The sequence below is a fragment of the Pseudomonas putida genome, from assembly GCA_029953615.1.
GTDB lineage: Bacteria > Pseudomonadota > Gammaproteobacteria > Pseudomonadales > Pseudomonadaceae > Aquipseudomonas.
The window spans coordinates 3,171,488-3,193,177 of sequence record CP124529.1 but is presented as its reverse complement, the minus strand read 5'-3'; the positions used below and the strand labels follow the sequence as shown (position 1 = coordinate 3,193,177).

The following is a 21,690-nucleotide window of genomic DNA, read 5'->3' as shown; positions in this document are numbered from 1 at the left end:
TTCCCCCGGACGCGCGCATCATGCCCGAAAAAACCCGCCTCGGCTGGCAACGCTGGTTACCCGGGCTGGTCACCCTGCTCCACTACCAACCCGCCTGGCTACCCAAAGACATCGCCGCCGGCCTGGTGCTCACCACCATGCTGGTACCCGTGGGCATCGCCTACGCCGAGGCCTCCGGCGTACCGGGCATCTACGGCCTGTATGCCACCATCATCCCGTTGTTGGCCTACGCCCTGTTCGGGCCCAGCCGCATTCTGGTACTGGGCCCGGATTCGGCGCTGGCCGCGCCGATCCTTGCGGTGGTGGTGCAGTACGCCGCCAGCGACCCGCAACGGGCAATCGCAATCGCCAGCATGATGGCCCTGGTTGCCGGGGCGTTCTGCGTGATCGCCGGGTTGTTGCGCCTGGGCTTCATCACCGAACTGCTGTCCAAGCCGATCCGCTATGGCTACATGAACGGCATCGCCCTCACGGTGCTGATCAGCCAGCTGCCCAAACTGTTCGGCATCAAGGTCGACAGCGAAGGGCCCTTACGCGACATCTGGCACCTGGGCCAGGCGCTGTTGGCCGGCCAGGGGCACTGGCCAAGCTTCTTCGTCGGCGCCGGTAGCCTGGTGCTGATCCTGCTGCTCAAACCGTTCAAGCGCATCCCGGGCATTCTGATCGCCGTGGTACTGGCAACGCTTGCCGTGAGCTTGTTCAACCTCGACCAGATGGGCGTCAAGGTACTCGGGCAATTGCCCCAAGGGCTGCCCAGCTTCGTCTTCCCCTGGGTCAGCGACATCGACCTGGTCGAAGTGGTACTGGGCGGGATCGCCGTGGCGCTGGTGTCGTTCGCCGATACCAGCGTGCTCTCGCGCTCCTATGCCGCGCGCATGAAAATGCCGGTCAATCCGAACCAGGAAATGTTCGGCCTGGGCGTTGCCAACCTGGCCTCGGGGCTGTTCCAGGGCATCCCGATCAGCAGCAGCTCGTCGCGAACCCCGGTGGCCGAGGCGGCGGGTTCGAAAACCCAGCTTACCGGTATCATTGGCGCGCTGGCGGTAACCCTGTTGCTGCTGGTGGCGCCCAACCTGATGCAACACCTGCCCAACAGCGCCCTGGCAGCGGTGGTGATTGCCGCAGCGTTGGGCCTGTTCGAGTTTGCCGACCTCAAACGCATCTTCCGCATGCAGCAATGGGAATTCTGGCTTTCGTTCACCTGCTTCGTCGGCGTAGCGGTATTCGGGGCGATTCCCGGCATCTGCATTGCCGTGGCGATATCGGTGATCGAATTCCTGTGGGACGGCTGGCGGCCGCATCATGCGGTGCTGGGCCGGGTAGATGGCACGCGCGGTTACCATGATGTGCAACGTTATCCACAGGCCCGGCGTATTCCGGGGCTGGTGTTGCTGCGTTGGGACGCGCCATTGTTCTTTGCCAATGCCGAGCAGTTCCAGAGCACGGTGATGGCGGCGGTGGATGCATCGCCTACGCCGGTACAACGGCTGGTAATTGCGGCAGAGCCGGTGACCAGCATCGATATCACCTCGGCGGACATGCTGGCCGAGCTGGACCGGGCGCTGGAGGCGCGGGGGGTGGAGTTGCAGTTTGCCGAGATGAAGGACCCAGTGAAGGACAAGATGCGGCAGTTCGAGTTGTTCGAGCATATGGGGGAGACAGCGTTTCATCCCACATGTTGGGGCAGCAGTGGATGCCTACCTGGAAGAGAGTGGGGTTGACTGGAAACCCTAGGTCTTCCTGGGCTGGCCTCTTCGCGGGCACGCCCGCTCCCACAAGGACTCCACAATCCCTGTGGGAGCGGGCGCGCCCGCGAAGAGGCCAGTACAGGAGAACTAAGCAGTCCGAACCCGCCGCCGATCAATCCATATGAGCATGCCACTGGCATACACCGACACCGCCAGAAACAGCGCCATGCGCACCGCAAATGCCTTGTACACATCCTGCCCGCCCGCGCTGTCCTGCACCGACTGCCCCAGCAAGATCAGCATGGTCGTCAGGCAACTCACCCAGTATGCCGGGCTTTGCCTGGTATCAACGGCACGGTAAAGCCGCCGCCCCTGCCAAAGGACAAACAGCAGCACCCACAGGAAAAACATCCACAGGTGCACGAACAGGCTCAACGCGCCCCACATCAATATCGCCAGCAACCCGGCCAGCAAGGTCGAGCCGATCAACTCTCGGCTGGCATGCCGCGCGCGGGTCTCGCCGGCCTGCTGCCCCAGACTCACGGCCTTCATGATCAGCGGCATGTACTGGTCGGGGGCGATCAGCGCCAGCAAAAACGCCGGCATCACGATCAGCGTGGCACGCAGAGCCACCCAGCTCACCTGGTCACTGTCGAGCAAAGGCGGCGCCGGCTGCGTTGGCGCATCGGCCGGCTCGGGAAACAGCACATGCGCCGCCGCCGTGCCCAGCACCGCCAGCAGCATGCCTTTGGCCAACGCTTCGACCACCGATAGCGCCAGGGTGAAGTCGCTGGTGCCCGCGGCAGCGATCATGGTCAGGCCGATGACCAGCAAATTGGCCAGCAGGCCGTTGCCGCCCTTCAGCGCGTAACGCAAGGTCAGGAACACCCCTACGCCTACCAGCAACACCCCGCTCACCGGGGCATGCCGCAGCAGCGGAATCAGCAGCAGCCCGGTGCCACACGCAAGCAGCACCAGTACCGCCAGGGTCCGGTGCCGCACGCAGGGGCAAGGGCTGGCTGCGCATGGCCAGCAACAGCACAGCGAACACCGGCGCCAGGATTGGCACCGGCAGGCCGATGCCGAAACTCACCGCCAGACACAACGCCACACCCCAGGCCAGGCGCAGGGCGCGCAGGCGGCGCAGCTCAATAGGCATATGACAGCCAGCTCATCAGCCACATGAACAGCCGGCCCAGCAGGTTCAATGGGTTACCTTCGCTTGGCAGGGCCATGACTTCGGCCTGGCCACCAACTCGCAAACCCATCTTGTCCTGCAACTGGTCACGTTCCAGTTCGACGATCACCGGGAAGCGTTGCGCCGAACGCAACCACTCGCGGCTGTTCTGCACGGTCGGCAATGTACCCGGCGGATTACTCTGGCCCACGCTCACGCCATAGCCGATGCTGCGAATACGCCCCTTCAGCACCGTGCCGGGCAGCGCATCGAGCACCACCAGCACCGGGGTTTCAGGGCGCAGCCGGCCGAGGTTGTTCTCGGTCATGTCGGCACTTATCCACACGTCATGGATGGCGATCAGGGTCATCATCGGGCTGCCAGCACCGACATAGTGGCCAACGTCGGTGCGCAGGTCGGTGATCAACCCGTTTGCATCGGCGCGTACCACCGTGCGCGCCAGGTCCAGTCGGGCCTTTTCCACATTGGCCGCCGCGCTGCGCAGCTGGGCGTTGTCGTCCTGCGCCCCGCCCTGCTGCTCACGGGCCCGTTCCACTTCGGCACGGGCTGCCGCCACCTGGCTGATGGCCTGGTCGCGGGTGGCCTGAGCGCCCTCCAGGCGGCGTACCGACACCGTGCCGGGGTCTTCATCGATCAGGCGCTTGAGCCGCTCGGCATCCTGCCGCGCCTTGCGCTCGTTGGCCTGGGCCGCCACCAGCGCCGCCTGGGCCGAGTCGATGCCAGCGGTGTGGGCGCCGATCTGCCGACGTACCGTGTCCAGGTCGGCTTCGGCACGGGCCAGGGCGATGCGGTACTGCTCCTGGTCCAGTTCGAACAACACATCGCCCTTGCGCACTTCCTGATTGTTGCCTACCGCCACACGCTTCACCTGCCCGGCCACCTCGGCACTCACCGGTACCACGTAGGCCTGCAGGCGGGCCTGCTGGGTATAGGGGGTGAAGCGGTCGGCCAGCAGGTACCACAGCAAGCTCATGGCGATCAGCAGCAGCACCCAGCGCATGCCGCGATCGGGGGCTGCCGGGGGTGGCGTTGGCGTGGCGTCGCTCATTTCGTTTCACCTTGTGCATGTGCGCTGGGGCCTGGTTCATCGAGCAGTTCGCCCCAGTCGGTGCGTTGCTGCATCTGCTGGCGCGTGGCCGGGTCGATCGGTGCACGGCTGGCGTCCCAGCCGCCACCCAGGGCCTTGTACAGCGTCACCAGGCTGCTCACGGCATTGCCTCGGCTGACCAGGTAGCCGTCCTGTTGCTGCAGCAGCAGTTGCTGTGCGTCGAGCACGCGCTGGAAGTCGGCAAAGCCTTCGCGGTACTGCGAGCTGGCCAGGTTCAGCGAGCGCTGCGCGGCCTGCGAGGCCTGGTCGCGAATGCTTGCGCTCTGCAGCGAACGCACCAGCCCGCTGGCGGCATCGTCGGCCTCGCGGGCGGCTTCGCGCACATTCTGGTGATACAGCTCGATCAGTTGCTGCAAGCGGGCGTCTTCCACACGTACGGCGTTCTTGCGCCGGCCGTAGTCGAACGGGTTCCAGATCAGGCTGGGCCCGGCGGCGATGTCGAAGGTATCGGGCAGGTGATTGGCCGTGACGAAGCTCCAACCGATGCTGCCCAGCAGGCTCAGCTGTGGATAAAGGTCGGCCTCGGCCACCCCGACCAGCGCCGACTGCGCCGCCACCGCCTGCTCGGCGGCACGGATGTCCGGGCGACGCTGCAGCAGGCTGGCGGGTATGTCCTGCAACACGGCACGGTCCGGCAACGGCAGCTGGCCGTGGCCGGCATCCAGCTGTGGCAGCGGCCCGGGCGCGCGGCCGAGCAGCGAACACAGCACGTTGCGCAGGGCATTGAGCTGGTTCTGGAACTCGGGGATGGTGGCCTGGGTAGCCAGGTACTGGGTGCGCGCCTGTTGCCAGTCGAGTTCGTCGTTTTCGCCATGACGGAACAGCCGCTCGGTTATCTCCAGGCTGCGCGCCTGACGGCGGGCGTTTTCTTCGGCGATATCCAGCCGCGCCTCGGCAGTGCGCAGGGCAAAGTAGGTGTCGGCCACCTGCGCACGCAACAGCAGCATGGCATCGGCGTAGTTGGCCTGGGAGGCGAAGTAGATGGCGTCGGCGCTTTCGATCGCACGGCTGAAGCGCCCCCAGAAGTCGATTTCCCAGCCGATGTCGAAGCCCGCGCTGGATTGCCAGAACACCGAGTCGCGAGCGGTGGCAGTGCCGGACTGGTCCTGCTTCAGGTACAAGCTCTGGGCGCGCAGCTGCTGCAGCTGTGGATAACGCCCGGTCTGCACGATGGCCAACTGGGCGCGGGCTTCGGCAATCCGCAAGCCGGCCACGCGCAGGTTGCTGTTGTTGGCATCAGCCTCAGCGATCAAGGCATCCAGGGCCGGGTCGGCGAACACCGCCCACCACTGGCGCAGGTCGGGCGCTGCGGCCTGCCGCCCGGCCTGCTCCAGCAGCGGGGTGTTCCAGGTGCTCAGCCACGGGTCCTGCGGCGGCTGGAAATCCGGGCCCACCTGGGTACAGCCTACCAACATGGCCGCCAGGCTCAGTGCACAACCACAAAAGCGTCCGGGCATGGCAGTCCTTGGCTCACGCCGTCGGTTCGACGGGGTTTTCCGGCACCTGCAGCGCCACCCACTGCCAGAACAATACGTAGGTGACGCCAAGGATCACCGGGCCGATGAACAGGCCGATGATGCCTTTGACCACCATGCCGCCCAGTGCCCCGATCAGCACCACCGGCATCGGCACATCCACCCCGCGCCCCAGCAGCAGCGGTTTGAGCACGTTGTCGGCAAGCCCGGGCGACGAAGGTATAGATGGCGAAGATGATGGTCGCCACGGTAAAGCCTTCGACGTTGAATACGTAAATGATCACCGGCACCGTGATCAGCGTGGCGGGTGCCTGGGCAATCCCCAGCATGAGAATGACGATGGCCAGCATCCCGGCCCCCGGCACCCCCTTGATGACGAAGCCGACCCCGATCAGCAGCATCTGGATGAAGGCAATGCCGATCACGCCCTGGGCCACCGCGCGAATGGTCGCGGTGCACAGCTTGGCCAGTGGCTTGCCACGCTCCTCGCCCGACACCCGCATGGCGATGCGCTGCGCCGCGATTTCGCCGCGGTCACCGAATGCCATGATGATGCCCGAGACGATGATCGCCGCAATGAACAGCAAAAATGCCCCCCCTGCGCTGGCTACTGCGCCCAGCACCGTGCGCCCGGCGCCTTTGAGTTGAGGCATCCACTGGTTCAGTGCACCAGCCATGTTTTCCGAGGCGGCCAGCCACAGCGCATGCACCTTCGGCCCGATCAGCGGCCAGGCGGCCACCGACTCGGGAGGTGCCGGCACGCTCCAGGCCCCGCTCTTGAGCAGCGTTACCAGGCTGTCCACCGATTCGCCAATGGACATTACCACCAGGTAGATCGGCACCAGCAGCACGACCAGTACCAGTAGAACGACCAGCGTCGCCGAAAGCCCGTCCTTGAGCCCTGTGCGGCGCTGGACGCGGCAATACAACGGGTACAAGGTCACCGCCAGGATCACCGACCACAGCATCAGTTCCAGGAACGGCTGGAACGTCTGGAAGGCGAACATGACCAGCGCTGCCACCAGGCCGGCCTTGATGAGCACATCGAGCAAGCCCCGCGACAGGCTGCTGTCCAGCTTGATACTTGGTTGCATCCTCACCTCCGAACGCCATGTGCGTCATGTGACGCGATTCAGTGGCCCGCTTCAGGGCTTGCCTGGGCCGGGCTGTCGTCACGCAACCGGCGCGCCAGGGCCATCATTACCAACGGCACCACCGCCATCGACAAGGTGATGGCCAGCACCAGCAGGTCATGCACCTGCTGCGCCAGCACCTGATGATCCAGCGCCAGCTTGAACACCACGAAGGCAAACTCGCCGCCAGACGCCAGCACCACGCCCAGGCACAGCGCCTGGGCCTGGTTGAGCCCACCGGCCATGCGCCCCAGGCCATACAGCAGCGGTAGCTTGATAACCACCAGCAGCAGGGTCAGCCCCAGCACCAGCAATGGCATGCCGAACAGCAGGCGCAGGTCGGCACTCATGCCCACGCCCACGAAGAACAGCCCCAGCAGCAAACCCTTGATAGGCTCGATCTGGGTTTCCAGTTCTTGGCGAAAAGGCGACTCGGCCATCAGGACGCCCGCCAGAAACGCCCCCAGCGCCATCGACACGCCCACATGTTCCATCACCCAGGCGGTGCCCAGCACCACCAGCAAGGCGGTAGCGGTCGACAGCTCGGGCAGGCCCGAACCGACTGTCCATTTGAAGACAGGGCTCAACAAGTAGCGGCCAAAGATGATCAGCACACCTATGCCAACCACCACCGCCAGCACCGGCCAGGCGCCTTCGTCGGCGGTACTGACATCACCACCGAGCAGTGGCACCACGGCAATCAGCGGGATCGCGGCAATGTCCTGGAACAGCAGGATCGCCACAGCCAGGCGGCCGTGCGGCTTGCCCAGGTCCTTGCGCTCGGCAAGTACCTGCAGGCCAAACGCGGTGGACGATAACGCAAGGCCCAGGCCCAGCACGATGGCAGCCGGCTTCGACTGGTCGAACAGCCAGTACGCCAGCAGGCCAAGCACCACAGCGCTCAGGCCCACTTGTAGCGAGCCGATGCCGAACAACGCACGCCGCATGGACCACAAACGCCGCGGCGACAGCTCCAGGCCGATGACGAACAGCAGCATCACCACACCCATCTCCGACAGGCGTGCCACGTTATCCGGGTTGTTCAGCAAGCCGAATACCGAGGGCCCTATCAAGATGCCCGCCAGCAGATAGCCGGGCACCGCCCCCATTTTCAAACGCTGTGCCAGCGGTACCAGAAGTACCACGGCCAGCAAAAACACCACCGTTGCCTGTAGCAGGCTGCCGTCATGTGGCATAGGTTTGCACCCTCGCTGCTCCCCGCAGGGAGGGATCAGAAACGCTGTTCTACCTCTTTGAACGGGTAGGGAACGGCCTTGTACTTGCCGATCTTGCCGCGTCTGGGCAGCTTCACCGCCTGCTCCCGGGTGATGTCCTTGTAGGGAATTCGTGTCAGCAGATGGCTGATAATGTTCAACCGGGCACGCCGCTTGTCGTTGGAGTGGGCCATGAACCAGGGCGCCCAAGCGGTATCCGAGGCGGCAAACATCTCATCACGGGCCTGTGTGTAGTCATCCCAGCGGGTGTAGGACTTGAGGTCCATGGGCGATAGCTTCCACAACTTGCGGCCGTCATTGATGCGGTCCTGCAGGCGCCGGGTTTGCTCTTCGGCGCTAACCTCGAGCCAGTACTTGATAAGGATGATGCCCGACTCGACCATGACCTTTTCGAACAGCGGCACGCCAGCCAGGAACCGGTCGGCCTGTTCGTTCGAGCAGAAGCCCATCACCCGTTCGACCCCGGCACGGTTGTACCAGCTGCGATCGAAGATCACCACTTCACCTGCGGCCGGCAGATGGCCGACATAGCGCTGCAGGTACATCTGGGTCTTTTCCCGCTCGGTTGGTGCCGGCAGCGCCACCACACGGAATACCCGCGGGCTGACGCGCTCGGTGATTGCCTTGATGGTGCCGCCCTTGCCAGCGCCGTCGCGGCCTTCGAAGACAATGCACACCTTCAATCCCTTGGCCACCACCCACTCCTGCAGTTTTACCAGCTCCACATGCAGGCGCTTGAGTTCCTTCTCGTATGCCTTGCCGCCCAGTTTTTCCTGCTGGTCTTCGGGGTCTTTCATCCTGGACGACTTCGACATGGCACTCTCCTGTGGGCGATGAAGAGTCAGTATGGTCGATCCATGGCGGTTTGCCGCTTCGCTTGATGTTTTCGCAGGTCGTGCGTCTAGCCGATTGATTTGGTGGGTGTTCGGCAGACTGTGGGAGCGGGTTTACCCGCTCCCACAGGGTAGGGTGTGGCCTCGAGGTCGGTTTACTTGGCCAGCTTGTTGTAGCTGGTCATCAGGTTGCGGTAATCCGGAATATGGTTGGAGAACAGGGTCCCCAGCCCTTCTATGTCATTGCGCCAGTCACGGTGCAGCTCGCAGGCCACGCCGAACCAGGTCATCAGTTGCGCCCCGGCCGCCTCCATGCGCCGCCAGGCCGAATCGCGGGTCAGTTCGTTGAAGGTGCCGGAGGCGTCGGTGACGACGAAGACCTCGAAGCCCTCCTCCAGTGCCGACAGTGCCGGGAAGGCCACGCACACTTCCGTCACCACACCGGCGATCAGCAGTTGTTTCTTGCCGGTGGCCTTGACGGCCTTGACGAAGTCCTCGTTGTCCCAGGCGTTGATGTTGCCAGGGCGGGCGATGTACGGGGCGTCGGGGAACTGCTCTTTCAGTTCGGGCACCAGCGGGCCATTGGGGCCGGTCTCGAAACTGGTGGTGAGAATGGTTGGCAGCTTGAAGTACTTGGCCAGGTCCGACAGGGCCAGGACGTTGTTCTTGAAGCGATCGGGGTCGATGTCCCTGACCAGCGAGAGCAAGCCGGTCTGGTGGTCGACCAGCAGCACGGCGGCGTTGTTCTTGTCCAGACGCTTGTATTGGAAGGCCATGACAGTTCTCCTTGCTTCTGCAGGTTGGGAATATCAGCGTAGGCAAGGATGAGGGGTGGGTAGGACCGTCAGTCGGTTCGCCTGCCGAGGCTGGCGAGGGGGCCGCAGGGCGGCCCCTGCAATGCCTAGCCGAGCACCTTGCCAGACACTTCATCGACCGCCGCCCTGGTGATGGCGACGATCTGCTCGGCATCCTCCTGGCTCAGCACCAACGGCGGCGCAAACCCCAGAATGTCACCATGCGGCATGGCCCGGGCGATCATCCCGCGCTCAAGGCACGCTGCCGACACCTGTGGCCCGACTTTCAACGCTGGGTCAAACGCCGTGCGCGCCTCGCGATCGGCCATGAACTCGACCGCGCACAGCATGCCGTCACCTCGTACTTCACCTACCAGCGGGTGGCCTTCCAGGGTTTCGCGCATGCGCCGGTTCAGGTATGCCCCCACCGTTTCGGCATTCTCGGTCAGGTTCTCGCGCTCGAGAATATCCAGGTTGGCCAGCGCCGCCGCTGCGCAGATCGGGTGCCCGGAGTAGGTCCAGCCGTGGCCCATGGGGCCGGCCTTCTGCGAGCCTTCTTCAATCACGTTCCATACCTTCTCGCCAACGATCACCGCCGACAATGGCGCATAGGCGCTGGTCAGGCCCTTGGCCGTGGTGATCAGGTCCGGGCGGATGTCGTAGCGCTGGCTGCCCATCTTCGAACCCAGGCGGCCGAAGGCGCACACCACTTCGTCGGCGATCAACAACACATCGTAACGGTCGAGCACGGCCTGGATCGCCTTCCAGTAGCCCTTGGGCGGTACGATGATGCCACCGGTGCCCATCAGCGGCTCGCCGATGAACGCGGCGACAGTGTCGGGGCCTTCGGCCAGGATCAGTTGCTCCAGCTCGTCGGCGCAGTAGCGCACGAAGGCCTGCTCATCCATGCCGGCCGGTGCCTTGCGGTACCAGTGCGGGCAGACGGTATGCTTGACGCCCTCCACCGGCAAGTCGAAATGCTGGTGGAAGCTGGGCAGGCCGGTAAGGCTGCCGGTCATGATGCCTGAGCCGTGATAGCCGCGGTCGCGCGAGATGATCTTCTTCTTGCGAGGGCGACCGAGGATGTTGTTGTAGTAACGCACCAGCTTGACCTGGGTCTCGTTGGCATCGGAGCCCGACAGGCCGTAATAGACCTTTTTCATCCCGGCCGGCGCCCAGTCGATAATGCGGCTGGAAAGCTCGATGACTGCCTCGGTCGAGTGGCCGACGTAGGTGTGGTAGTAGGCCAGCTCCTTGGCCTGGCGATGGATGGCGTCAGCGACCTCGGTACGCCCGTAACCGATGTTCACGCAGTACAGGCCGGCGAAGGCGTCGATCAGTTCGCGGCCTTCATGGTCACGCAGGCGAATGCCCTCGGCACCGGTGATGATCCGGCCCTTGAGCGCGCCGCTGGCGTGGTCATGGGCGTGGGTCGAGGGGTGCATGAAGTGGGCGCGGTCCTGTTCGAACAGCTGGCTGAAATCTTGGCTCATGGCAAACACTCCTTAGAACTGACCGTGGTGGTGCAGGCAAACGTATTTGGTTTCGACGAAGGGTTCGAAGCCCTCGCTGCCGCCTTCGCGGCCCAGGCCAGAGGCTTTCATGCCGCCGAACGGGATGGGGTGGCCGGTGAACTTGACGCCGTTGATCGCCACCATGGCGTGGTCGAGCCGGCGCACCAGCGGGTGCACGACATCGAGGCGGTTGCCGACGATGTAGGCAGCCAGGCCGTACTCGGTGTCATTGGCCATGGTGATGGCCTGTTCCAGCGTGTCGAACGGCATGACCCCGGCAATCGGCGCGAAGTTTTCTTCCTGGTAGATGCGCATCGCCGGCGTGACATCGGCAAGCACCGTCGGCTGGAAGAACCAGCCACCCAGCGCATGGCACTCGCCACCGACCAGGCGCCGGGCGCCACGCTGCAGGGCGTCCTCGACCCGGGCCTGGGTGGCATCGAAGGCGGCCTGGTGCATAAGCGGGCCGACCTCTGCCGCCGTCTCCTCGCCATCGACCATCGCCGGCCCAACCTTCAGCGCCCGCACCGCTTCGGCAAAGCGCGCCAGGAATGCTTCGTACAAAGGCCGCTGCACCATGATCCGGTTGGCCGCGCAGCAGTCCTGGCCAGACGTCTGAAACTTGGCTGCCACGGCCACCCGCACGGCCAGCTCCAGGTCGGCATCGGCACAGACGATGAACGGCGCATTGCCGCCCAGCTCCAGCGCCACTTTCTTCACATCCTGAGCTGCAGCTTGCAGCACCAGCTTGCCGACCCGGGTCGAGCCGGTGAAGCTGACCGCCCGCACGCGGCTATCGCGTACCAGGGTCTCCATGGCCATCTGCGGTTCGCCGATCACCACGTTGAACACCCCCGGCGGGAAGCCGGCGTCCTCTGCCAGCTGGGCCAGGGCGAGCGCCGAGAACGGTGTTTCGTGGGCCGGCTTGACCACCACCGTGCAGCCGGCTGCCAACGCCGCAGCCGCCTTGCGAGTGATCATGGCACTGGGGAAATTCCACGGGGTGAGCAGCGCGCAGACCCCGACGGGCTCCTTCAGCGTACTCAGCTGGGCACCCGCAATATGGCTGGGAATGGTCTGCCCGTTGAGGCGCCGGGCCTCCTCGGCAAACCAGGGGATGAAGCTTGCCGCATAGGCGATTTCACCGCGTGCTTCGGCCAGCGGCTTGCCCTGCTCCTCACTGAGAATGCGCGCCAGCGCCTCCTGGTGCTCGAGCATCAGTTCGGCCCAGCGCCGCAGCAGCGCAGCACGGCTGTCCAGGCTCTGCTGGCGCCAGGCCGGGAACGCCCGCTGGGCGGCATCCACGGCGGCGACGATCTGCTCGTGGTCGAGCAATGGCACATGGCCGATCACCTGGCGGTTGGCCGGGTCATGCACGGCGATGCTGTTGCCGCTGTGGCTGTGCAACCATTGGCCATCGATGTGGCACAGGCTGTTGAATGGGTAGTGGTGTGACATGACTGTTCTCCATACCTCGTTGTCGTGGCGCCAGGTTCAGGCCAGTACGTCGGCGATCACCGCCAAGGTGTCGCCGCACTGCACCAGCCCGGGAAAGTGCCGGGCCGTGAGCAAGCCATGGCGACGGGCGCGGTACTCGACCGGGGCGCTGCCGGTGCGGCGGATGTCATGGATGCGGGCGATCACTTCGCCCTGGCTGACCGTTTCGCCCAGGTCGCGGCACATCTCCAGCAAGCCGTCGTGCTCGCTGGCGATGAAGCAATCGCCATCGGGCATGTCCAGCAGGGTTGTTTCGCCCTGCTCCACTTCGCCGGCCAGGATGCCGGCGTGGATCAGCACGTTGCGCACGCCGCGCTCGGCCAGGGCCACGCTTTTCGCCGTGGAGGTGCCACCACCGCCCAGTTCGGTGGTAATGAACACCTTGCCCTGCTCTTCTGCCGCGGTGTCGTACATCGCCTGCGCATCCAGCTCGAGCATGCGCATGCTGTAGGGCGCGGCGAAGGCCCGCATACCGGCTTCACAGCGGGCCTGCTGGGCCTTGTCGGGCAGCACATGGCATGCAGCGAACGGCAGGAAGTCGAGGGTGCGACCACCGGAGTGGATGTCCAGGACGATGTCGGCCAACGGCAGCAAGGTGCGGCGGAAATAGTCGGCGATCTTTTCCGTCACGCTGCCATCAGGCCGGCCAGGGAAGCTGCGGTTGAGGTTACCCCGGTCGATCGGCGAAGTGCGGGTGCCCGCCTGGAACGCCGGTGTGTTCATGAACGGCACGATGATCACCCGCCCGCTCACCTGCCCGGCCTGCAGCTGCTGGGCCAGCTTGCTCAGCGCCACCGGGCCTTCGTATTCGTCACCATGATTTCCACCGGTGAGCAAGGCTGTCGGGCCATTGCCGTTCCTGACCACCGTCAGCGGGATCATCACCGCCCCCCAGGCAGAGTCGTCACGCGAGTACGGCAGCTTGAGGAAGCCGTGCTGCACGCCGTCCTGCTCGAAATCCAGGGTACAGGTGATCGGGTTGGCCACCGTGGCGGCGGCCTGTGCGATTGCATTCATGGGTCAGTCCTTCACGAACAGCTGGCGCGGCACGTTGCACAGGGTCTCGACCCCGGTCTCGGTGATGAGGATGCTTTCGGTGATCTCCAGGCCCCAGTCGTCCATCCACAGCCCCGGCATGAAGTGGAAGGTCATGCCCGGTTGCAGCACGCTGGTGTCGCTCGGGCGCAGGCTCATGGTGCGCTCGCCCCAGTCTGGCGGGTAGCTGATGCCGATCGGGTAACCACAGCGGCTGTCCTTGTGAATGCCGAACTTCTCCAGCACGCCGAAGAACGCCCTGGCGATGTCACCGGTGGTGTTGCCCGGCCGCGCGGCATCAAGGCCGGCCGCGATACCTTCGACCACCGCCTTTTCCCCTTCGAGGAAGTGTTGCGGCGGCTTGCCCAGGTACACGGTGCGCGACAGCGGGCAGTGGTAGCGCTTGTAGCAGCCGGCGATCTCGAAGAACGTGCCGGCGCCGCGGGTGAACGGTGAATCGTCCCAGGTCAGGTGCGGTGCGCTGGCATCAGCGCCGGTCGGCAACAACGGTACGATGGCCGGGTAGTCACCGCCATGGCCATCGACACCGAGGATGCCGCTGCGGTAGATCTCGGCCACCAGCTCGTTCTTGCGCATGCCGGGCTCGATGCGTTCGAGGATGCACCCGTGCATCTGTTCGACGATGCGCGCGGCGATGCGCATGTATTCGATTTCCTGCGGCGACTTGACCGCCCGCTGCCAGTTGACCAGCCCGGCGGCATCGCTGAAACGCGCCTGCGGCAAGTGCTTGCACAGCGCCTGGTAGGCCGCCGCGCTGAAGTAGTAGTTGTCCATCTCCACGCCGATGCTCAGGCCGCCCCAGCCCTTGGCCAGAATCACCTCCTGGCACAGGTAGTCCATCGGGTGGCGCTCGTGTGACTGCACATAGATGTCCGGATAGCCGACGATGTTGTCGTGCTGCATGAACACCGTGCGCCTGGCGCCGTTGGCGTCCTGGCCGCGACCAAACCATATCGGCTCGCCATCGAGCGCCAGCAGCACGCACTGGTGCACGTAGAACGACCAACCGTCATAACCGGTGAGCCAGGCCATGTTCGATGGATCGGTAACCAGCAAAAGCTCCAGGCCCTGTGCCTGCATGGCAGCGCGGGTCTTGGCCAGGCGCTGGGCGTATTCCTGCCGGCTGAACGGCAGGTTGACCACTGTGTGTGACATACAGATGCCCTTCTTGTGAGTGGGTTGCGAAAGGTGTCAGCTGTGGAACGCCAGGCCTTTGCTGGTGGCCATTGCGCGTTCGAAGGCAAGGTTGGCGATGGCGGTGTCCTGGGCCCCGGTGCCGGTCAGGTCGCACAAGGTGACCTCTTCGGCCTGTACACGGCCCGGGTGCAGGCCGGCGATGATCTGGCCCAGCTCGGAATGAACGGCCTGTTGGCTGACGGCGCCAGCGCGCAGGGCGTGGTGCAGTTCGCCCAGCACGCGGGTCTGGCTAAGGCGGTCGGCGACATACCGGTCGAGCAAGGCCAGTACCGTGGGCGCGATCTCGTTCTTGTGCTCGGCGTCCGAGCCCATGGCAGTGATGTGCAGCCCCGGTTGCAGGTGATGCGGCTGGATCAGCGGCTCGCGGCTGGGGGTGCAGGTGATGGCTATATCGACCGCCTGCATGGCCTGGTCGACACTGTCGCAAGCCTGTACCTGCAGTTGCCCGTCGCGCCCCAGGTCATCACACAACGCTGCAGTTCTCTGCGCATCACGGCCCCATACCTTGACCTGCTCGATCGGCCGCACCAGGCGCAGTGCCTGCAACTGCAGGCGTGCCTGTTCGCCACTGCCGATCAAGGCCACGCGGCGGCTGCTTTGGCGCGACAGCCAGCGTGCAGCCACCGCACCGGCTGCTGCGGTACGCACGGCGGTGAGGTAGCCATTGTCGAGGAGCAAGGCATCGAGCAGACCGGTGCGGGCCGACAACAGCATCATCATGCCGTTGAGGCTGGGCAGGCCCAGTTTGGGGTTGTCGAAAAAACCCGGGCTGACCTTGATCGCGAAACGTTCAAGCCCCGGCAGGTAGGCGGTTTTCACGTCCACCTCGCCGTTGTGCTCGGGCACATCCAGGCGCAGGACCGGCGGCATCGCCACCTTGGCCGTGGCAAGCAGGGCAAAGGCCTGCTCGATGGCATCGATCGCGTCACGGTCGAGGGTAACGCAGCTACGCAGGTCGGCTTCGCTGAGCAAGGTGATGGCCGGCATTCGAATACCTCCAGTGAAGAAAACGTGAGTTTCAGGCGTCGCCGCCGTTGATGACGCGCTGATGCTGTGCGCTGTCGACGTTGCGCCCGCTGACCAGCACCACGACCGGGCCGCGGGCCGTCACCAGGCCATCAAGCAGCGCGGCGATGCCGACTGCACCGGCACCTTCGACTACCAGCCGTTCGTGCTGGTAGGCGTGGCGCATGCCATTGGCGATCGAGGCTTCCGGCAGCAGGTGGAGTTGGTCGAGCAGGCGCTGGGTCATGCTCAGGGTGTGTTTGTTGCCCAGGCCGATGCCGCCGCCAAGCGAGTCGGCGAGGGTCGGCAACTCCTCTACCTCGACCGGCCTCCCGGCTTGCAGGCTGGCGTGCATCGCCGCGCCGCGCTGCATGCTGATGCCATGGGTGGTGATCGAAGGCTTGATGCTCTTCATGGCCAATGCCACACCCGCGAACAGGCCGCCCCCGGAGAGCGGAATCAGCACCTGCTCCACTTCGGGCAACTGCTCGATGATTTCCAGGCCCAACGTGCCCTGCCCGGCGACGACCTGAGGGTGATCGAAGGGTGGAATCAGTGCCGCCCCCTGCTGCTCGGCATATTGTTGCGCGGCCTGCTGGGCATCGTCCTGGGAGTGGCCGACGATGCACACCTCGGCACCCAGGTCGCGGATGGCCTGGACCTTGTTGCCTGGCACCAGTTGCGACAGAAACACGGTTGCCTTCACACCCAGTTGCGCAGCAGCGTGGGCCACCGCCCGGCCGTGATTGCCGGTGGAGGCGGTGACCACGCCGCATGCGCGTTGTTCAGCGTTGAGTGCGGCGATGGCATTGCTTGCGCCACGCAGCTTGAAGCTGCCGGTGGTCTGCAGGGCTTCGAGCTTCAGGTAGACCGGCGTGCCCAGGTGCCGTGACAGGCTGGGGGAAAGTTCCAGCGGCGTACTGCGCACCAGGCCGTGGATACGCTGGCGGGCGAGGTAGAGATCGTGAAGCGAGAGCGCTGACATGACCGGGACCCAACAAGTGAGCTGATGTTGGGCGGAGTGTATGAGGCGAAAATTGTCGTGATGAATGTACTAGGGCAATTTGTCGGGGAATTTGTTTTTGCCTGCACCGGCCTCTTCGCGGGCACGCCCGCTCCCACAGGAATCGCGCACGTCCTGAACCCTGCGCCGTACCTGTGGGAGCAGGCATGCCCGCGAAGAGGCCGCTACAGGACAGTTACAATTCGTGGATCTGTGGATACTGCCCGAACAACTCCCGCATATCGCCCAGGGCCTGGCGCAGCTTTGCCTCGGAACATTCGGCGCCCACGCACAAGCGCACGGCCCGCGGCCGCGGTGTACCGCGCACCAGGAACGGCTCTGGCGGCGTCACCGCAATCTGCCGACGGCGCAAGGCGCGCACCAGGCTGTCCACTTCCCAGCGCTCGGGAATGTTCAACCAGGCACCCAAGGCATGGGCGTGCTGACCACGCACATATTCGCCCAGGTATTCACGCAACAACGCCTGACGCTCGCCCAGCAAGGTGCGCTGTAGCGCCACCAACTGCGCGGCGCGCCCGTCATTGATCCAGCGCGAGGCAATCTCCGCCACCAGGGGCGTGGCCATCCAGCTGTTGACCCGCAAGATGCTCTCGGTGCGCAGCGCCAGGCGCTTGGGCATGGCCAGGTAGCCCACGCGCAGGCCGGTCAGCACCGACTTGGTCATGCTGGTGCAGTAAAACGACAGCTCCGGCGCATAGGCACTGAGCGGCCTCGCATGGCTGCCACCCAGTAGCGGCCCGTAAACGTCATCTTCGATGATATGCACGCCAAAGCGCCGGGCAATTTCGGCAATCTCCTGGCGTCGGCTGTCGGGCATCAGGCTGACGGTGGGGTTGTTGAGGTTGGGCGTACACACAAGCGCGGTGACCCGCTCGTTGCTGCAGATATCCTCGAAATGTTCCGGGTTGATGCCCTCACGGTCCATCTCCAGGCCTTTGAGGGTGAAACCGAGCACCTGTGAATTGCCGATCACGCCATGGTCGGTCAACCCTTCGCACAGCACCACATCATCCGGCCCGGCCAGCGAGGCCAGGGCCAGGAAGATGGCGTGGGCGGCGCCGTTGGTGACCAGCACATCGTCACGCTCGACCTGCATGCCCAAGCCGGCAAGCCAGCGTACCGCGGCCTCGCGATGGCTCTCGAAACCGGCAATGGGCCGATAGGCATGGATCCAAGGCTGCTCCTCTTCCACGGCCAGCTCGGCGCAGGTGTCGCGCCAGATGCGTTCATGCACCTGGGTGTGCAGGATGCGGGTGATGGAGAAGTCGACCAGGGTACGCTCGGGCAGGTCGATGATGTCATCCGACACACGGTCGCTCATGCGCCGGCTGACGAAACTGCCACGGCCGATCTCGCAACGCACCAGGCCTTGGCGCTCCAGCTCCTTGTAGGCATTGGTCACGGTTTGCACGCTGATGCCCAGGGCATCGGCCACCTGCCGCTGCGGTGGCAGGCGCTGGTCATGTACCAATACGCCGCGCTCGATTTCGCCGGTAACGGCCTGGACCAGGATCTTGTATTTGGACTCGCCGATGCGGGCCGCGTCCAGGGCTGCCTTCCAACTGTGCATCATGATGTTCGCTTCACTTGCCAGGGCCAGGGTCACAGCATCCCCTGTACAAGTGCCCCGGGCAATTGTCCTAGTGCAATGCCATCGCCGTTTCAGCTTTTGTATGCTCGGCCCAAGGTCGAACTCCCGCTGCCTGGCAGCCTCGAACAAACGACCCACCCTGCTTTCGCTGTTTTGCTCCACTGCCTCCTAACACAGAGCCGTCGACGACGGTTTTTATAACAAACAGGAGCTTCATTGATGAGCCAGCCTTTCAACGTTCCACGCCCCTTCCAGCGCCTGCTGTTGGCCTGTGCCACCTTTGGCGTGCTCGCCAGCGCCCAGGCCGCCAGCCTGGACGAGATCAAGGAAACCAGCCATATCCGCATCGGCTACGCCAACGAAACCCCGTTCGCCTTCACCGAAACCGATGGCCGGGTAACCGGGGAATCACCGGAAATCGCCAAGGTCATCTTCGAGAAAATGGGCATCAAGCAGGTCGATGGCGTGCTCACCGAGTGGGGTTCGTTGATCCCGGGCTTGCGCGCCGGGCGCTTCGATGTGATTGCCGCCGGCATGTATATCACCCCGGCACGCTGCAAGCAGGTGATCTTCACCGACCCGCAGTACGCCCTGCCGGACACCCTGCTGGTGGCACAGGGCAACCCGAAGAACCTGCACAGCTACGCCGACATCGCCAGGAACCCGGACGTGAAGCTGGCGATCATGGCCGGCACGGTCAACCTCGCCTATGCCCGCGACTCCGGCATCACGGATGCGCAGATCCTTCAGGTGCCGGACACCACCGCCCAGTTGCAGGCCGTGCGCGCCGGCCGCGCCGATGCTGCCGTGGGCACCCAGCTGACCATGAAGGGCCTGGCGAAAAAGGGTGGCGACAAGGTCGAGGCGATCAGCGACTTCACGGATGACCCGGCCCACACCGGCTATGGTGCCCTGGCCTTCCGCCCCGAGGACAAAGCCCTGCGCGACGCAGTCAACGCCGAGATGAAGAAGTGGCTGGGCAGCGAGGAGCATCTGAAGACTGTCGCGCCGTTCGGCTTCGACCGCAGCAACGTGACAGACAAGACCGCCGCCGAGCTCTGTGCCCAGCAGTGAATCGAGGTGGCATGGCGCTTGCCGTGCCATTCCCTGTGTAATCCGATTATTCAGGTCGAACCATGGGTGAATTGATACCGTTGTTACTGCAAGGCGCCTGGGTCACTATCCAGGTCACCTTCTTCGGCTCGCTGTTGGCCATCGTCGCCGCGATCCTCGCCGCCCTCGGCCGGCGTTCGTCATGGCGCCCGTTAAGCTGGCTGTGCGTGGCCTATATCGAACTGTTCCGTGGCACCTCGTTGCTGGTGCAGTTGTTCTGGCTGTTCTTCGTATTGCCGCTGCCACCGTTCAACCTCGAACTCAGCGCCTACACCGTGGCCATCGTCGGCCTAGGGCTGCATATCGGTGCCTACGGTGCCGAAGTGATGCGCGGGGCGATCAGCTCTGTGGCCAAGGGGCAGTACGAAGCCAGCACCGCGCTGAACATGCCCGCCTCCATCCGATTCCGGCGGATCATTCTGCCGCAGGCATTGCTGGCGGCCATCGCCCCTGGCACCAACCTGTTGATCGAACTGCTGAAAAATACCTCGCTGGTGTCGCTGATCACCCTGTCGGACCTGAGCTTCCGCGCCCGTCAGCTGGACCAGGCGACCTTCCAGACCCTGGAAATCTTCAGCCTTACCCTGCTGCTCTACTTCGTCCTGGCGCAGGTCATCAACCTCCTCATGCGTCGAGTCGAACGGCGCCTGAGCCGTGGTCGTCTGCGGGGGAGCCTGTCATGAATTTCTGGGACTGGAACTACGTCGCGCAAATCCTGCCCGCATTGCTGCAGGCGTCGCTGAAAACCCTGGGCATCACCTTGGTAGGCTTCCTGATCGCAGTGGTGCTGGGCCTGTTCCTGGCCATCGCCCGGCGCAGCCGCCAGGCCTGGCTGTCGTGGCCGGTGGCATTGCTGATCGAGTTCATCCGCAGTACGCCGCTGCTGATCCAGGTGTATTTCCTCTATTACGTGCTGCCCAACTACGGGGTCAACATGACCGCCATGCAGGCCGGCATCATCGGTATCGGCGTGCATTACGCCTGTTACCTGGCCGAGGTTTACCGCGGCGGCCTCGACTCGGTGGCGCGCAGCCAGTGGGAAGCGGTGGTCGCCCTCAACTTCGCACCGTGGACCGCCTACCGGGTGGTCATTCTGCCCCAGGCGATCCGGCCGATTCTGCCGCCGCTGGGCAACTACCTGATCGCCATGCTCAAGGACACCCCGGTGCTGTCGGCCATCACCGTGGTGGAAATCATGCAGCAGGCCAAGAACGTCGGCTCGGAAAGCTTCCGCTACCTCGAGCCGATCACCCTGGTCGGTCTGTTCTTCCTGGCCTTGAGCGTCGCTCTGGCCTACCTCGTGCGGCGCCTTGAAGTGCGCCTGGAGCTCCGCTGATGATCGCGCCTGTGACCCACCTCGCAACCGCAACTACCACCCTGCCGTTGGACACCGCCATGCCCGCACCGGCCATCGCCCAACCCATCGTCAGCTTCAAGGACGTGACCAAACGCTACGGCAGCTTCACCGTGCTCGATGGCCTCAACCTGGATGTCGCCCCCGGTGAAAAAGTGGCGATCATCGGCCCCAGCGGCTCGGGCAAGTCGACGCTGCTGCGGGTACTGATGACGCTTGAGGGGATCGACCAGGGCAGGATCGAAGTCGATGGCGAATCGCTCACCCACATGCCCGGGCGCAACGGCGCGCAGCTCATCGCCAACGAGCGCCATGTACGCAAAGTGCGGGCGAAGATCGGCATGGTGTTCCAGAGCTTCAACCTGTTCCCGCACATGAGCGCCTTGCAGAACGTGATCGAGGCTCCGGTCCAGGTGTTGGGCGTGAAGCCGGCCGAGGCGCGCGAACGGGCTGCCGAGCTGCTGGAGATGGTTGGCCTGGGCAACAAGTTCGAGCATTACCCGTCGCAGTTGTCCGGTGGCCAGCAACAGCGCGTGGCGATTGCCCGGGCGCTGGCAATGCGTCCCAAGGTGATGCTGTTCGACGAAGTGACCTCGGCGCTGGACCCGGAACTGTGTGGCGAGGTGCTGAACGTGATCCGCCGGTTGGGCAGCGAGCACAACCTGACCATGCTGATGGTGACGCATCAGATGGGCTTTGCCCGGGAGTTCGCGGATCGGGTGTGCTTCTTCTACAAAGGGCAGATCCACGAACAGGGGACGCCGGCGCAGATCTACGAAAACCCGCAACAGGAACGGACCCGTGCATTCCTGAGTGCAGTGCGGGAGGCGAACTGACCGACGATCGTCGCTTCGGTATGCCCCTGTGGGAGCGGG

At 64.5% G+C, this 21,690-nt stretch carries 16 protein-coding genes and 3 pseudogenes; 5 read left to right on the top strand and 14 right to left on the bottom strand.

Features of this window, described 5'->3' with window-relative positions:
* Positions 1–20: 20 nt before the first annotated feature.
* Positions 21–1,734, top strand: a pseudogene (gene sulP / locus QIY50_14615) (sulfate permease).
* A gap of 101 nt (positions 1,735–1,835) precedes the next feature.
* Here the strand turns inward: sulP and QIY50_14610 are convergent.
* From QIY50_14610 to QIY50_14545, 14 genes and pseudogenes are all read right to left on the bottom strand, one after another.
* Positions 1,836–2,847 (bottom strand): annotated as a pseudogene (locus tag QIY50_14610) (DUF2955 domain-containing protein).
* Entirely contained in the window at positions 2,837–3,934 is a 1,098-nt protein-coding gene (locus QIY50_14605; GenBank protein WGV18691.1) for an HlyD family secretion protein, read from the bottom strand. The pseudogene QIY50_14610 and the gene QIY50_14605 overlap by 11 nt, the downstream one beginning before the upstream one ends.
* Positions 3,931–5,451, bottom strand: a complete 1,521-nt coding sequence (locus tag QIY50_14600) for a TolC family protein (GenBank protein WGV18690.1) — start codon at positions 5,449–5,451, stop codon at positions 3,931–3,933. Before QIY50_14600 ends, QIY50_14605 begins: the two co-directional genes overlap by 4 nt.
* Before the next feature lie 13 nt (positions 5,452–5,464).
* Positions 5,465–6,563, bottom strand: a pseudogene (locus QIY50_14595) (AI-2E family transporter).
* 38 nt (positions 6,564–6,601) lie between these two features.
* Positions 6,602–7,798, bottom strand: coding sequence for a monovalent cation:proton antiporter-2 (CPA2) family protein (locus QIY50_14590; GenBank protein WGV18689.1), 1,197 nt, complete (start codon positions 7,796–7,798; stop codon positions 6,602–6,604).
* A gap of 35 nt (positions 7,799–7,833) precedes the next feature.
* On the bottom strand, positions 7,834–8,652 hold the full coding sequence (gene ppk2, locus QIY50_14585; protein ID WGV18688.1) for a polyphosphate kinase 2: 819 nt from the start codon (positions 8,650–8,652) through the stop codon (positions 7,834–7,836).
* Positions 8,653–8,825: 173 nt separating this feature from the next.
* Positions 8,826–9,446, bottom strand: a complete 621-nt coding sequence (ycaC, locus tag QIY50_14580) for an isochorismate family cysteine hydrolase YcaC (GenBank protein ID WGV18687.1) — start codon at positions 9,444–9,446, stop codon at positions 8,826–8,828.
* Positions 9,447–9,571: 125 nt separating this feature from the next.
* The gene (locus tag QIY50_14575) at positions 9,572–10,957 is read right to left on the bottom strand and encodes an aspartate aminotransferase family protein (protein WGV18686.1); all 1,386 of its coding nucleotides are present in this window, start codon (positions 10,955–10,957) and stop codon (positions 9,572–9,574) included.
* 12 nt (positions 10,958–10,969) lie between these two features.
* Positions 10,970–12,436: an NAD-dependent succinate-semialdehyde dehydrogenase gene (locus QIY50_14570; protein WGV18685.1), complete on the bottom strand. Its 1,467-nt coding sequence runs from the start codon at positions 12,434–12,436 to the stop codon at positions 10,970–10,972.
* Positions 12,437–12,472: 36 nt separating this feature from the next.
* Positions 12,473–13,492, bottom strand: a complete 1,020-nt coding sequence (gene doeB, locus QIY50_14565; protein ID WGV18684.1) for a N(2)-acetyl-L-2,4-diaminobutanoate deacetylase DoeB — start codon at positions 13,490–13,492, stop codon at positions 12,473–12,475.
* Positions 13,493–13,495: 3 nt separating this feature from the next.
* Positions 13,496–14,686 (bottom strand): ectoine hydrolase DoeA, encoded by a 1,191-nt coding sequence (gene doeA / locus QIY50_14560; GenBank protein WGV18683.1) that lies wholly within the window; start codon positions 14,684–14,686, stop codon positions 13,496–13,498.
* Between the two features lie 36 nt (positions 14,687–14,722).
* Entirely contained in the window at positions 14,723–15,715 is a 993-nt protein-coding gene (locus QIY50_14555) for a cyclodeaminase (protein ID WGV18682.1), read from the bottom strand.
* 31 nt (positions 15,716–15,746) lie between these two features.
* Complete coding sequence (eutB, locus tag QIY50_14550) at positions 15,747–16,718, bottom strand: hydroxyectoine utilization dehydratase EutB (GenBank protein WGV18681.1); 972 nt, start codon at positions 16,716–16,718, stop codon at positions 15,747–15,749.
* Between the two features lie 214 nt (positions 16,719–16,932).
* Positions 16,933–18,327 carry a PLP-dependent aminotransferase family protein gene (locus QIY50_14545; protein WGV23061.1) on the bottom strand — a complete coding sequence of 465 codons (1,395 nt, stop codon included), beginning with the start codon at positions 18,325–18,327 and terminating at the stop codon, positions 16,933–16,935.
* Between the two features lie 240 nt (positions 18,328–18,567).
* On the opposite strand from QIY50_14545, the gene ehuB reads away from it, so the two are divergent.
* The 4 genes from ehuB (at position 18,568) to ehuA (ending at position 21,651) form a co-directional block, all read left to right on the top strand.
* Positions 18,568–19,422: an ectoine/hydroxyectoine ABC transporter substrate-binding protein EhuB gene (gene ehuB, locus QIY50_14540; GenBank protein ID WGV18680.1), complete on the top strand. Its 855-nt coding sequence runs from the start codon at positions 18,568–18,570 to the stop codon at positions 19,420–19,422.
* Between the two features lie 62 nt (positions 19,423–19,484).
* Positions 19,485–20,144, top strand: coding sequence for an ectoine/hydroxyectoine ABC transporter permease subunit EhuC (gene ehuC, locus QIY50_14535; protein ID WGV18679.1), 660 nt, complete (start codon positions 19,485–19,487; stop codon positions 20,142–20,144).
* The gene (gene ehuD / locus QIY50_14530; GenBank protein ID WGV18678.1) at positions 20,141–20,797 is read left to right on the top strand and encodes an ectoine/hydroxyectoine ABC transporter permease subunit EhuD; all 657 of its coding nucleotides are present in this window, start codon (positions 20,141–20,143) and stop codon (positions 20,795–20,797) included. The genes ehuC and ehuD overlap by 4 nt, the downstream gene beginning before the upstream one ends.
* Positions 20,798–20,856: 59 nt before the next feature.
* A complete protein-coding gene (gene ehuA, locus QIY50_14525) occupies positions 20,857–21,651 on the top strand; it encodes an ectoine/hydroxyectoine ABC transporter ATP-binding protein EhuA (protein ID WGV23060.1) in 795 nt (264 codons plus the stop codon).
* The last annotated feature ends 39 nt before the right edge of the window (positions 21,652–21,690 follow it).

Bases quoted from the DNA above. Each gene is read 5' to 3' on its own strand.
- QIY50_14605 (WGV18691.1), bottom strand. From the start codon at position 3,934: ATGAGCGACGCCACGCCAACGCCACCCCCGGCAGCCCCCGATCGCGGC.
- QIY50_14600 (WGV18690.1), bottom strand. From the start codon at position 5,451: ATGCCCGGACGCTTTTGTGGTTGTGCACTGAGCCTGGCGGCCATGTTG.
- QIY50_14590 (WGV18689.1), bottom strand. From the start codon at position 7,798: ATGCCACATGACGGCAGCCTGCTACAGGCAACGGTGGTGTTTTTGCTG.
- ppk2 (WGV18688.1), bottom strand. From the start codon at position 8,652: ATGTCGAAGTCGTCCAGGATGAAAGACCCCGAAGACCAGCAGGAAAAA.
- ycaC (WGV18687.1), bottom strand. From the start codon at position 9,446: ATGGCCTTCCAATACAAGCGTCTGGACAAGAACAACGCCGCCGTGCTG.
- QIY50_14575 (WGV18686.1), bottom strand. From the start codon at position 10,957: ATGAGCCAAGATTTCAGCCAGCTGTTCGAACAGGACCGCGCCCACTTC.
- QIY50_14570 (WGV18685.1), bottom strand. From the start codon at position 12,436: ATGTCACACCACTACCCATTCAACAGCCTGTGCCACATCGATGGCCAA.
- doeB (WGV18684.1), bottom strand. From the start codon at position 13,492: ATGAATGCAATCGCACAGGCCGCCGCCACGGTGGCCAACCCGATCACC.
- doeA (WGV18683.1), bottom strand. From the start codon at position 14,686: ATGTCACACACAGTGGTCAACCTGCCGTTCAGCCGGCAGGAATACGCC.
- QIY50_14555 (WGV18682.1), bottom strand. From the start codon at position 15,715: ATGCCGGCCATCACCTTGCTCAGCGAAGCCGACCTGCGTAGCTGCGTT.
- eutB (WGV18681.1), bottom strand. From the start codon at position 16,718: ATGTCAGCGCTCTCGCTTCACGATCTCTACCTCGCCCGCCAGCGTATC.
- QIY50_14545 (WGV23061.1), bottom strand. From the start codon at position 18,327: ATGCACAGTTGGAAGGCAGCCCTGGACGCGGCCCGCATCGGCGAGTCC.
- ehuB (WGV18680.1), top strand. From the start codon at position 18,568: ATGAGCCAGCCTTTCAACGTTCCACGCCCCTTCCAGCGCCTGCTGTTG.
- ehuC (WGV18679.1), top strand. From the start codon at position 19,485: ATGGGTGAATTGATACCGTTGTTACTGCAAGGCGCCTGGGTCACTATC.
- ehuD (WGV18678.1), top strand. From the start codon at position 20,141: ATGAATTTCTGGGACTGGAACTACGTCGCGCAAATCCTGCCCGCATTG.
- ehuA (WGV23060.1), top strand. From the start codon at position 20,857: ATGCCCGCACCGGCCATCGCCCAACCCATCGTCAGCTTCAAGGACGTG.